The organism is Mycobacterium sp. Soil_C_30 (assembly GCF_057656995.1).
Genome location: NZ_JBDGJH010000020.1, coordinates 1 through 11,851 on the forward strand (window position 1 = coordinate 1; position 11,851 = coordinate 11,851).

Genomic DNA, 11,851 nt, shown 5'->3' on the forward strand with positions numbered 1-11,851 from the left:
GTAAGAGTCAGACACCAGGTGAAAAGACCCAACCACCGCAACAGCGGCACGTCCACTGTGACACTGAGTGTCTGTACAGCGGCACGCCGATATCCGCGTACAAAAGCGTGCGCTCGTCCGTCGCCTACTGCGCCGGTGCCCAACCCAGCGCGGGACCGAGCTTCTCGGCCAGGTCGCCGATGATCTGCTGATAGTCCTCCGGCTCGAAGGTGAACGGCAGCGCAAACGCCACTTCGCTCGCACGCTGGAAGCCGGCGTGGTCGAACAGTCGGTCGGCGAGTTCATCGGAGGTGCCCACGTAGTCGGGGGAGAACAGCATGCCGCGCGGGCCCTGTGGGGTCTTGGTCCGCTCGAACCGGCCGGCGGCATACTCGCGGTAGCGACGCACCTGGTCAGCGGTGGCCGAATCGGTGGGAATCACCACCAAACCCTGTGACACCCTTGCCTTCTCCGGGTTCGGGTGATGGGCGCGGAATGTCTCGATGTTCTGCGCCTGGATGGTGGCGAAGTCCCAGGGTGCCTCGCCCCCCGGCATGTCCTGCGTGCTGACCACCGAACTGGTCAGGTAGTTGATCCCTTGCTCGCCGGCCCACTTCGCCGAGGACATGCCGCCGCCGTACCAGACCCGGTCGGCCAGGCCGGGGGAGTGCGGCTGGATGTGATTGGTGAACTGTTCGATGCCGACGACGCCCTCGAAATCGCTGACGGGTTCACCGCGCAGATGCCGCAGCAGACGCAGCACCCGGTCTTTCGAGAAGTCCTCGGCGTCGAAGGTGTTGGGGTACAGCGCGGCTTTGTAGTCGTCGTAACGCATCGGAGTGCCCACGGAGACACCGGGATTGATGCGGCCGCCGGAGAGGATGTCGACGGTGGCGAGATCCTCGGCGAGCCGGAACGGGTTCTCCAGTCCCAGCGGAATCACCGCGGTGCCCAGTTCGATGCGGCGGGTGCGCTGGCTGGCCGCTGCCATGATCGCCACCGGCGAGGAGATGCCGGGCTGCAGGTGCCGGCAGCGCAGCCACACACTGTCGAAGCCCAGCGCTTCGGCCCGCTCGATCACCTGCAGCGTCTCCTCGTGGCCGGGTTTCGGATCGGCGGTGTCGAAACGGCCGATGGTCAGGAACCCGAGCTTGCGCAACGGTTCTCCGCGTCTGGGCATCTGGTGAGACTATCTCCACCGCGAGCGTCATGTTTTGTTGACGGCCGCGGGAGGGCAGTGGGTGTCTCTGGGGGTGTCCTGACAGATGCGGCTCTGCAGACGTCAGACAGCGCAAGCAGAAGCCCGGAGCCACCCCAGGGTGACTCCGGGCTCTGATCGGCCTCGATTTATGCCGCAGCCGTAGCGACCTCGTGGGCCGGTTCCAGCGCCTGCGCCACGATCTCGGCGACATCGGTCATCGGCAGCACCGTCAAGGCCGACAGCACCTCGGCCGGCACCTCGTCCAGGTCGGCCTCGTTGCGCTGCGGGATGAACACCGTCGACAGCCCGGCCCGTTGCGCGGCGAGCAGCTTCTGCTTGACCCCGCCGATCGGCAGCACCCGCCCGTTCAGCGTCACCTCACCGGTCATGCCGACATCGGAGCGGACGTTACGTCCGGTCGCCATCGACACCAACGCGGTGACCATCGTGACACCGGCCGACGGTCCGTCCTTGGGGACGGCGCCGGCGGGCACGTGCACGTGGATCTGGCGGTTCAGCGCCTTCGGGTCCACACCGAGCTCGGAGGCGTGGGCGCGCACGTAGGACAGCGCGATCTGCGCCGACTCCTTCATCACGTCACCCAGCTGGCCGGTCAGCTTGAGACCCGCTTCACCGTCGGTCGATCCGGCTTCGATGTAGAGCACATCGCCGCCCAGCCCCGTCACCGCCAGACCGGTGGCCACACCCGGCACCGCCGTGCGTTCCGCCGATTCCGGTGTGAACCGCGGACGGCCCAGGTACTCCACCAGATCCGGCTCGTCGACGACAATCGGCGCCGCAACGGAGTCCAGTTTGGTGGCCACCTTGCGCAGAGCCTTGGCCAGCAGCCGCTCGAACTGCCGCACCCCTGGTTCGCGGGTGTAGTCGGCGGCGATCTTGCGCAGCGCGGCGTCGGTCACCGTCACCTCGCTGTCGGACAGCGCAGCCCGCTCGGCTTGCCGCGGCAGCAGGTAATCGCGTGCGATGGCCACCTTGTCGTCCTCGGTGTAGCCGTCGATCTGGATCAGTTCCATCCGGTCCAGCAGTGCCGAGGGAATGTTCTCGATGACGTTGGCCGTCGCCAGGAACACCACATCGGACAGGTCCAGATCCAGCTCCAGGTAGTGGTCGCGGAACGTGTGGTTCTGCGCCGGGTCCAGCACCTCGAGCAGCGCCGCCGACGGGTCACCCCGGTAGTCGGAGCCCACCTTGTCGATCTCATCCAGCAGCACAACGGGATTCATCGATCCCGCCTCGCCGATGGCCCGCACGATCCGGCCCGGCAGGGCGCCGACGTAGGTGCGCCGGTGGCCGCGGATCTCGGCCTCGTCGCGCACACCACCGAGGGCGACGCGGACGAACTTGCGACCCAGCGCCCGGGCGACGGACTCACCCAGCGAGGTCTTGCCGACCCCGGGAGGTCCGGCCAGCACCATGACGGCACCGGAACCACGACCGCCGACGACGGCCATGCCGCGCTGGGCGCGACGTGCCCGCACCGCCAGGTACTCGACGATGCGATCCTTCACGTCGTCGAGACCGTGGTGATCGGCATCCAGGATCTCGCGCGCGCCCTTGAGGTCCGTCGAATCCTCGGTACGCACACTCCACGGCAGGTCCAGCACGGTGTCGAGCCAGGTGCGGATCCAGCCGCCCTCGGGGCTCTGCTCACTGGAGCGCTCGAGCTTGCCGACTTCACGCAGAGCGGCCTCGCGCACCTTCTCCGGCAGATCGGCCGCTTCGACGCGGGCCCGGTAGTCATCGGAGCCTTCCGGCTCACCCTCACCGAGTTCCTTGCGGATGGCGTTCAGCTGCTGGCGTAGCAGGAACTCCTTCTGCGTCTTCTCCATCCCGGAGCGGACGTCCTCGGCGATCTTGTCGTTGACCTCCACCTCGGCCAGGTGGTCGCTGGTCCAGTCGATCAGCAGCCGCAGACGCGCGGCGACATTCTCGGTCTCCAGCAGTTCACGCTTCTGCTCACTGGGCAGGTACGACGCGTACCCGGCGGTGTCGGCCAGCGCCGACGGATCGCTGATCCGGTTCACCACGTCGACGATCTGCCACGCCTCGCGGCGCTGCAGCATCGCCAGCAGCAGTTTCTTGTATTCGGCCGCCAGGGCCAAGGTGGCGGCGTCGGCCTCGGGGTCGGTGACCTCGGTGACCTCCACCCACAGCGCGGTACCCGGTCCGGTGGTCCCGGAGCCGATGTGGGCACGACGTTCGCCGCGGACGACGGCGGCTGCGCCACCGCTACCCGCCACGCGTCCCACCTGCACGATCGAGGCGATCACGCCGTAGGTCGGGTAGCGATCGTCCAGGCGCGGGGCGATGAGCAGCTTGCCGGACTCACTGGCCTGCGCGGCGTCGACCGCGGCACGGGCGGCGTCGTCGAGCTCGATGGGCACCACCATGGTCGGCAGCACCACCGGATCACTCAAGAACAAGACCGGTAAGGAGATGGGTTCAGGCATCAAACCTCCAAAGTTGATTCTGATGCGCTCAACCCTTGGGATGCGAAGTTTGTTCCCGGCCAGTCAGTCGTGCGCCAGGACCCGTCGCACCTCGTCGCGGCGTTCGTCGATCGCGCGGCCGATATCGTGCAGCAGCGCCGGCTTGGCCTCGACCAGTCGTTCCATGTGTACGCGGTCGATGGTGAGCACCGTCACCTCGTCGACGGCATGGGCGCCGGCCGACACGGGCTCGCGGGTCAAGGTCGTCTGCCCCAGGAAATCGCCTTCGGACAGCGTGCGCACCGGCAGCACCCGGCCGTCCTCGGTGGTGGCGGTCAACCGGACCCGCCCGTTGACCACGAACAGCATCCGCTTGGGGACCTGCCCGGGGAACTGGATCGTCTCGTCCGCGCCGTACCGCACGATGCGGATGTCGGGTAGCAACTGCTCCTGATCGGCCGGGGTCAGCCGCAAGGTGGGCGCAACGATGCGCAGAGACGTCGCGACCCGTTGCGGGGTACTGAAGTCGTCCCCGGCCTCATCGAGGTGCAGTCCGGCGCGGCGCGAGGCGTACCAGATCCAGCGCAGGAAGGTGGTTCTGGCTGCCCAGTCGTCGGCCGGGGAGCGCAGCGGAATCTCCGTGTTGTACTTCCCGCTACCGGTGGTCACCGTCGACGGCTGGGTGCCGGGCTTGAGCTGCGGCAGGGTGGCGGCTATCCGGGTCAGCATCGCGCACACGTCATCCGGTGGATCTTCGGCGGCGAACACCGTGTCGATCGAAATGGCGTGGGCGCCGGGTGGCCGGCTCAGATTGGTGAACGAGGCTTCGGCCAGCACCGAGTTGGGCATGATCTGCAGGCCGCTGCCGGTGTCGATATGGGTTGCGCGCCAGTTCACTTCGACCACGCGGCCGCGCGCCGACGGAGTGTCGATCCAGTCGCCGAGCTGAAACGGTTGCTCGAACAGCAGCAACAGACCCGAGATCACCTGGCCCACAGCGTTCTGCAGAGCCAGGCCCAGCACGATCGACGTGACACCCAGTGCGGTGAACAATCCGCCGACGTTGGCGCCCCAGACGTAGGACAAGATGATGGCCAGGCCTACGGCGATCAGCGCGAACCGCGCGACGTCGAGGAAGATCGACGGGATCCGCTTGCGCCAGCTGCCAACTGGCGCGCTGTGGAACAACGTGGCGTTGAGGCCGGACAACAGCAGCACCACCACGACGAACCCGAGCACGGTGGCCACGATCCGGACCGGGGTGGTTTCGGCCGACACCTCCGATCCTTTGACCAGCAGCAGGAGCAGCGCCCCCAGCGGCAGCAGGTAGTTGCGCACCAACGCCACCGGACGCACGAAGACGCTGCCGCGGCGGGCCAGCGCGTGTTGGACCTCGGTGAGAAGCACCAGCAGGACGGGCAGGCCGACCGCAACGACGACCGCCCACACGAACCACGAATCTGCGAACAGCTCGGCGATCATGATCGGTCCACGAGGCGCCAGACCGGCTCGTCACCGTCGTCGCCGCTGACCACACCGGCGGAGGTGAACTGGCGGCTGTCGCGCATCAAGTCGTACACCCGCGAGGTCACGTAGACACCAGGTTGTGGTGAGCCGCTCTGCACCCGGTAGGCCAGATCCACCGCAGCGCCCCACATGTCGTAAGCCAGGCTGGCTCGACCCACCAGACCGCTGGTGACGGTGCCGGTGTCGATACCGGCCCGCACACTGAGGTTGTGATCGGTTTCGCCGTTGAAGCGCTCGATGATGCGCAGCATCTCCGCCGCGAAGTCGACGGTGCGACGCACGTTGTCCAGCCTCGGCACGTTCAGGCCGCAGCTGGCCAGATAGCCGTTGTGCAGGGTCCGGACCTGCTCGACGCCCAGATCTTCTGCGGCGGCGTCGAATTCACGGAGCAGCCGGTTGACGATCGCGAGGCTTTCCTCCGAGCTCAGCTGCGCCGACAGCTCGTCGAGGCCGACGATGTCGGCGAAGATCACGGTGACGTCCTGGTGGTCCTGGGCGATGTTCTGCTCGCCTTCCCGGTACCGCTGTACGACGGTCTCGGGCATCAACGACAGCAGCAGGCGGTCGTTCTCGCGGCGCTGCTCGTTGAGCAGTTCGTCCTTGATCGCGAGATTGCGGCTCATGTCGTTGAAGGCATGGGTCAGATCACCGAACTCGTCGCGGCTCGTCACGGGCAGGTTGATGTCGTAGTCACCCGAACTGATCTGGTGAGCGCCCGCCTCCAACCGGCGGATCGGCCGGACGAACAGGCGTGAGAACAGCATCGCCGCCAGACAGACGGCGAAGATGATCGCCGCCGTGGACAGCACCAGGGTCCTGGTGAACACCGACACCGGGGCGAAGGCCTCCGAGGTGTCGATCTTGGCGATGACACTCCAGTGCAGTCCCTCGATGTCCACCGGGGCATAGGCCTGCAGCGTCTCGTGGCCCAGGTAGTCCTCGGAGATCAAAGTGCCGCGCTCGCCCCGCTGCGCCATCTGCGCGGCGTCGGTGCGGATGGGCTGAACCAGTGTGGTGCCGTGCTGCCGCAGCGCGGTGTCGGCGACGTCGGGCGGGGTGCCGGCCTCCACCACGTCGCGTTTGTACGCCTCGGGATCCTCGACGAAAAGTCGTGAGTCCGAGCGCATCAGGTCGTCGGTTCCGGCGATGAACGTCTCGCCGGTCCTGCCCATCCCGGCCTGTTCCCAGCCTTTGTCCATCGTCATCAGCCGGTTGATCTTCGAGATGGGGAACTGCAGTGCCAGTACACCTTCCAGCCGGCCCTGCGGTCCGACCGGGGAGACCATCCAGGCCGTGGGTTCGTCGGCGGGTGCGTAGTACCCGAAGTCCGTGATGCCCACATAGTCGACGGCGTTGCTGCGCATGGCGGCTTCGTACGCGTCGCCGAGCTCGCCGCCGCGGAACGGCCCGGTGAAGATGTTGGTGCCGAGGTCCACCCCCTTGTAGGCGGTGTAGACGACGTTGCCCCTGGTGTCCAGCAGCAGCGCGTCCTCGTACTCGAAACGGGTGACGATCTCGCGGAAGAAGTCGTTGAACTGCGCGTTGGCCGCCGACCACGCGCTGCCGTCGCGGGCGTCGTCGTTGCGCAGTGCGGCATCAGCTTCGGTGAACGGCGCGGTGTAATGCGCTTGCAGGTACAACTCGGCGTTGCCCTTCGGCAGCACTGCGGGGATGTCGACCTGTTGTCCGGTCTCCTCGGCCTCGGCCTTGGCGAACTGGCTGGTGTAGTAGTCGAGCACGGCCCGCTGCTGCTGTGGGCTGACGGTGGCGGTGCTCAGCTGGTCGAACCCGCCGGTGAAGGCTTCGATGGCCTGCGTGGCGGTCGAGCCGCGCGAGTACACCACCAGCGAGTTCTTCAGATCGGCGAACTGGGTCTGGAGTTGGCGGGTCTGCGATTCGCGGATCTCGGTGAGCCTGTCGAACACCGACGACCTCAGCGAATCCCGGCCGGAGGTGTAGCCGATGAAGCCGACCACCGCCGCGGACAGGATGCTGGTCAGCAGCAACATCACCAGGAGCTTCGATTGGATGCTGATCCGCGATATCAGAAGACGGCGCTCGAGTCTCCCGACTTTCGGCTCCGTGGCAGGTGTCGTCATCGGTTGAGAACACTAGCCTGAACGGTATGTCAGGGCCTTTTAATCTCGAGCGATTCGTCGCCGCTCAGGATCCGGTGTACGACACGGTGTTGGCCGAGTTGCGGTCCGGCCGCAAACGCAGCCACTGGATGTGGTTCGTGTTCCCGCAGCTCGCTGCGCTGGGCCGCAGCGCCACCGCTCGGCATTACGGCATCTCGGGTCTGGCGGAGGCGCGGGCCTACCTGGCTCATCCCGTCCTCGGACCCCGGTTGCGCCAGTGCAGCCGGTTGGCCGCGGCCATCGACGGTCGGTCCGCCGAGGAGGTGTTCGGCTTCCCCGACAACCTCAAGTTACGTAGCTCGATGACGCTGTTCGCGCACTGTGGCGAGGACCGGGCCGACTTCGATGCGGTGCTGCAGAAGTTCTACGACGGCGAGGAGGACCCTGCGACGGTCGATCAGCTCTGACCGGCCGTCAGGGCGCGACGATCAGCCAGCCGTGCGGGGGCACCTGGGGATTGCGCACCCGCTCTTCGGGTGGGGCACCCGAACCGGCGACCACCTGCCCGGTCAGTTCCAGCGACAACGGCGCATCGTCGATGTTGAGGGCCACCACCAAAGCGTGATCGCCGCTGCGGGTCTCGTAGACGTAGCCGCGGTTCTCCACGGTTAGCGGCGCCGTGCGTGCGGTGTGCAGCCAGGGGTGGCGGCGACGCAGCCCGATCAGGAACTGGTGCAGCGCGAACATCTCCTGCCCCCACGTGTCGGCCTGGAGGGGAGGCGTGCCGAACCGGGGCCGCACCGCGTCGTCGCCGCCGGCCCGTTCTTCCTTGACACCGCGGAAACCGAACTCGTCACCGGCGTAGATGGTCGGCACCCCGCCCAGGGTCATCAGCAACACCAGGGCGTGGGCGACGTGCCGTGATTCATCGAGCTTGCTCGCGATCCGCGTGACGTCGTGGTTGCCGATGAAGGTCTGCGGAACGAAGGCCTTCAGGAACTCGTTGTGCCGTCGCAGCGCCCAGTTCAGTTCGTGGAAGTTGCCGTCGTTGAGGCTGCTCCAGATGGCCTTCCACAGCTCGTACTGGGTGATCGCGTTGTAGCCGGCCTGTGCCACCATGCCGGCGTAGTCGCCGTGGATGACTTCGCCGACGAACCACGCGTCGGGATGCGCTTCGCGTACCCGCGGCAACACGTGCGACCAGAATCGTTGTGGCACAGCGTAGGCCGCATCCAACCGCCAGCCGTCGGCACCTCGGCTCAGCCAGTGTGACAAGACGTCGACGGTGTAGTCCACCACGACCGGATTGTTGTGGTTGAGCGTGATCAGCTCGCCGTGACCCTCGAATGTGTGGAATCGTCCCGGGCGTCCGCGGAACCACTGCGCGGCCTCGGCGTCCCCGTCGACGGCGGCGCGATACGCGGGGAAGTCGGTGCCGACGTGGTTGAACACGCCGTCGAGCAGGACTCTCAGCCCGCGGTCGTGCGCTTGCCCCACCAGCGTGTCGAAGTCACTGTCGTCACCGAGCCTGGGATCGATGCGCAGATGGTCGGTGGTGTCGTAACCGTGTGTGCGGGAAGCGAATATCGGCCCCAGCGCGATACCGGAGGCCCCGAGGGTGATCGCATGGTCGAGCCAGTCGCAGATCTGCAGCAGTCGGTGCTCGTCGGTACCCGGTGGTTGCTCGGCGGGAAACGCCCCGACAAAGCCCAGGGGATAGATCTGCCACCAGATCGCGTGCCGCACCCAGTCGGGTTCACTCATGGCCGGAACCGGGCTTCGTAGAGCGACTTCATCTCGTCCTCGAATTGTGGGGCCGGGCCGTCGGTGACCACCCGCGGCGCGACGGTGGTGATGGGCAGAGGCGCCACCGGTGACGGCGGGGCACCCCACTCCTCGAGCCACCGGGACAGCTGTTGCGACGAGGTGGCGTAGACGATTCGCCCCAGACCCACCCAGGCATGCGCCGCGGCGCACATCGGGCAGTGTTCACCGGAGGTGTAGACGGTGGCCCGGATGCGGCGCACCGGGGCGATGTTGTCGACGGCCCATCGGGCGATGGCGAACTCGGGGTGTTGGGTGGCGTCGCCGTTCTTGACCCGGTTCCGGTCCTCGAAGAGGACTTTTCCGTCGGCGTCGACCAGGATCGAACCGAATGGCTCGTCACCGTCGTCGAGCGCGACACGTGCCAACTCAACACATCGAGCCAGCCGTTCGACGTCCAGGTCGCTCAGGGCCACGAGTCCGAAGTCTACGCACCGGGCGATGACTTCTCGGGTCGCGGCGGGTCGGTACTGCCGAAAAGGAGGCTGATTGTGCCGGACCACAGAGCCACGATCGAGAAGCCGGCGGGCTGATCAGCCGCCTGGACACCTATCACGCCTGGCTGCGCAGGTGAACCACGAGCGGTTCTGCGCGCCGAACCCGACGCCGTCGGAGCTCTAACCCATCCGGCATGCGCATGAGGCGCCGATAGGTACATCGGCGCGGGCCTTCGCGAGGTCGAGCTGCCTGCCGATGATCGCGGCCTCCGCGGCGCGTCCCATTCTCTGCAGGCACTCGTGGTAGCCGTGCAGACTCCACAGATTGTTGGGGTGTTGGCACGGCCGGGCAAGCGTCGGGTCGAGCCCGAGATCAGCCTCGTAGACCTTGGCGGCGTCGGCGACGTGTCCCTGCTCCAGTAACAGAGCGCCGTAGGCGTGCCGGGTGGGTTGCATCCAGCCCCACGGCTCGTCGTAGGGCAGGTTGTCGTCCAATTCGATTGCCCGCCTGAGGTTCTGGAAAGCGGTATCGAAGTCTGCCTCACGGTACGCGATCTCACCGTCGAGCATGGCGCGTGCGACGTCGAGGATGTCGCGGCTGGTGTTGTTGAACAGGTACCGGGTTTCGGGGATCGTCGCGTACGCCGCTTCAAAGGCCTCCCGCTCGGCCTTGGCCAGGTCGATCTGTCCTTTCGCGGCGTGCGCCACGCCGCGCCCGTAGTGGATGGTGGCAGTGGTGGTGCAGTACAGTGCGGGATCCTCGGGCAGGGGTTCGGCGATCAGCTCGTCCCAGCGTCCGAACCGGATCAGCACGTGAATTCGCAACGGGACGAAGGCTTCCAGCCAGTCCGCCATGGGAGGCGAGGCGATGGACAGCAGTGTCGGGGTCAGCTGGCCGGCCAGTTCGTCGGCTGCGGCCAGCGCCACCTGCGACTGCCCGCTGAACATCGCCGAGTACACCACGAAGTGCAGATCGTGGGCCCGGTAGAGCGAGTAGAAATTGAGGGGCCCTTGATGTTCGACGAACTTGCGATCAGCCGCCACCGCCGTCTGGTTCGACACCACCGAGCTGCGGTAGTCGCCGCACAGCACGTCGATGTGGGTCGGCATGTGCTGCAGGTGGCCGGCGTCGGGTACCAGGTCTCGCAGCAGGTCCGCGGCCGGTAGCGCGTCTTCGGGGTGTGCCGACATCTCCATGGTGTGGATGTAGATGTGCAACAGGCCGGGGTGGGTCCTGCCCGCGTCGGTGGACAGGGCGGCGTCGAGGATTCGCTTGGCCTCCACCACCCGTGAGCCGGGGGCGGGCTCACCGGTGCGGGTATCCCACAGCGCCCACGCGGTGACGTTGACCAGCGCGTCGGCGGCCAGCGTCTGGACGTCGATGTCGTCGGGACAGGCGTTTGCGAGCTCGAGCATCGCGTCGGCGTACGCGGTGTGCCCGGACTCGAGCGCCGCCATGTCGTCGGCATCGTCGGTGGGGAAGCGGGCCGCCAACGCCTCGATCAGCGCACGTTCGGTCGGATCGGTCGCGCCCTGTGCGGCCAGCTGGAGTTCCATGCGCGCCCGCGCCAAGGACACCGCGATGTCCACCGGGTCGAACGCGTCCCAGGCCTTGTTGTAGTTCGGGCCGATCGCATACGCGATGCCCCACCGGGCCAGCCACAGGGTGGGGTCCAGGCTCAGGGCCTTCTCGAAGCACGCGATCGCTTCATCGTGGTTGAATGCATACGCCCAGACCAGTCCCCGGTCGAACCACAATTGTGCCTCCGCGGACAGGGTTTCGACCGGCCGGTGATATGTGCCGAGGTCGTAGTACGGCTCGGTGTCGACCGCTTCGGTAGTCATGATCAAAACCCTAGATCGTCGGATCCCGGCTCGTCACGGCTTGGCTGTCCGCATCGGCGTTCCTCTCCGGAGGGAGCCGCACCCGTAGCATCACCGTCATGATTCGCTGTGTTCGGCTGTGGACCGGGCAGGACGGTGGTTCGCACGTGCAGATCGGGCAGCTTGCCATCCGCCCGGGCCGCAACGACGACCTGGTGTCACCGTCGATGTCCGCCGCGCACGTCACGGTCGAGGAGACAGCCGGCGGGGGCTCGTTGGCGTGGCACACCGCCCCGGTGCGCCAGCTCGTCGTAACTCTCTCGGGCACACTGCGGTTCGTCACCCGTGACGGCGAGCAGTTCACTCTGCGCCCCGGCGACGTGCTACTCGCCGAGGACACCGCCGGCAGCGGGCACCAGTGGCAGCTACAGGACGACGATCCCTGGCGCCGCATGTACGTGGTGCTGGCGCCCGGGGCCGAGGTGCCGTTCGTTCCCGATTGATCGATTGACAATCGATAGATATCGAGCG

The 11,851-nt window shown here is 66.9% G+C and carries 9 protein-coding genes; 2 read left to right on the forward strand and 7 right to left on the reverse strand.

All coding sequences use genetic code 11. The annotated features are described in order from the left end of the window. Positions 1–124: 124 nt before the first annotated feature. From AC3A6P_RS27695 to AC3A6P_RS27710, 4 genes are all read right to left on the reverse strand, one after another. Positions 125–1,159, reverse strand: a complete 1,035-nt coding sequence (locus tag AC3A6P_RS27695) for an LLM class flavin-dependent oxidoreductase (protein ID WP_487695393.1) — start codon at positions 1,157–1,159, stop codon at positions 125–127. Between the two features lie 167 nt (positions 1,160–1,326). Beyond that, a complete protein-coding gene (gene lon / locus AC3A6P_RS27700; protein WP_487695395.1) occupies positions 1,327–3,651 on the reverse strand; it encodes an endopeptidase La in 2,325 nt (774 codons plus the stop codon). Between the two features lie 63 nt (positions 3,652–3,714). Beyond that, entirely contained in the window at positions 3,715–5,109 is a 1,395-nt protein-coding gene (locus AC3A6P_RS27705) for a mechanosensitive ion channel family protein (RefSeq protein ID WP_487695599.1), read from the reverse strand. Beyond that, entirely contained in the window at positions 5,109–7,256 is a 2,148-nt protein-coding gene (locus tag AC3A6P_RS27710; protein ID WP_487695396.1) for an adenylate/guanylate cyclase domain-containing protein, read from the reverse strand. Before AC3A6P_RS27710 ends, AC3A6P_RS27705 begins: the two co-directional genes overlap by 1 nt. A 26-nt stretch (positions 7,257–7,282) precedes the next feature. On the opposite strand from AC3A6P_RS27710, the gene AC3A6P_RS27715 reads away from it, so the two are divergent. Beyond that, on the forward strand, positions 7,283–7,702 hold the full coding sequence (locus AC3A6P_RS27715) for a DUF1810 domain-containing protein (protein WP_487695397.1): 420 nt from the start codon (positions 7,283–7,285) through the stop codon (positions 7,700–7,702). Between the two features lie 7 nt (positions 7,703–7,709). Here the strand turns inward: AC3A6P_RS27715 and AC3A6P_RS27720 are convergent, their stop codons facing one another. From AC3A6P_RS27720 to AC3A6P_RS27730, 3 genes are all read right to left on the reverse strand, one after another. After that, complete coding sequence (locus AC3A6P_RS27720; RefSeq protein ID WP_487695399.1) at positions 7,710–8,999, reverse strand: alpha-amylase family protein; 1,290 nt, start codon at positions 8,997–8,999, stop codon at positions 7,710–7,712. Continuing rightward, a complete protein-coding gene (locus AC3A6P_RS27725) occupies positions 8,996–9,475 on the reverse strand; it encodes a nucleoside deaminase (protein ID WP_487695401.1) in 480 nt (159 codons plus the stop codon). Before AC3A6P_RS27725 ends, AC3A6P_RS27720 begins: the two co-directional genes overlap by 4 nt. 201 nt (positions 9,476–9,676) lie before the next feature. Beyond that, complete coding sequence (locus tag AC3A6P_RS27730) at positions 9,677–11,341, reverse strand: tetratricopeptide repeat protein (protein ID WP_487695402.1); 1,665 nt, start codon at positions 11,339–11,341, stop codon at positions 9,677–9,679. A gap of 98 nt (positions 11,342–11,439) precedes the next feature. Here AC3A6P_RS27730 and AC3A6P_RS27735 point away from each other — a divergent pair, with 98 nt between their 5' ends. Further along, positions 11,440–11,823: a cupin domain-containing protein gene (locus AC3A6P_RS27735; protein WP_487695404.1), complete on the forward strand. Its 384-nt coding sequence runs from the start codon at positions 11,440–11,442 to the stop codon at positions 11,821–11,823. Positions 11,824–11,851: the final 28 nt, after the last annotated feature.

Excerpts from the sequence above, each read along its gene's own strand:
- AC3A6P_RS27715 (WP_487695397.1), top strand. The coding sequence starts at position 7,283 with ATGTCAGGGCCTTTTAATCTCGAGCGATTCGTCGCCGCTCAGGATCCG.
- AC3A6P_RS27710 (WP_487695396.1), bottom strand. The coding sequence starts at position 7,256 with ATGACGACACCTGCCACGGAGCCGAAAGTCGGGAGACTCGAGCGCCGT.
- lon (WP_487695395.1), bottom strand. The coding sequence starts at position 3,651 with ATGCCTGAACCCATCTCCTTACCGGTCTTGTTCTTGAGTGATCCGGTG.
- AC3A6P_RS27720 (WP_487695399.1), bottom strand. The coding sequence starts at position 8,999 with ATGAGTGAACCCGACTGGGTGCGGCACGCGATCTGGTGGCAGATCTAT.
- AC3A6P_RS27730 (WP_487695402.1), bottom strand. The coding sequence starts at position 11,341 with ATGACTACCGAAGCGGTCGACACCGAGCCGTACTACGACCTCGGCACA.
- AC3A6P_RS27695 (WP_487695393.1), bottom strand. The coding sequence starts at position 1,159 with ATGCCCAGACGCGGAGAACCGTTGCGCAAGCTCGGGTTCCTGACCATC.
- AC3A6P_RS27735 (WP_487695404.1), top strand. The coding sequence starts at position 11,440 with ATGATTCGCTGTGTTCGGCTGTGGACCGGGCAGGACGGTGGTTCGCAC.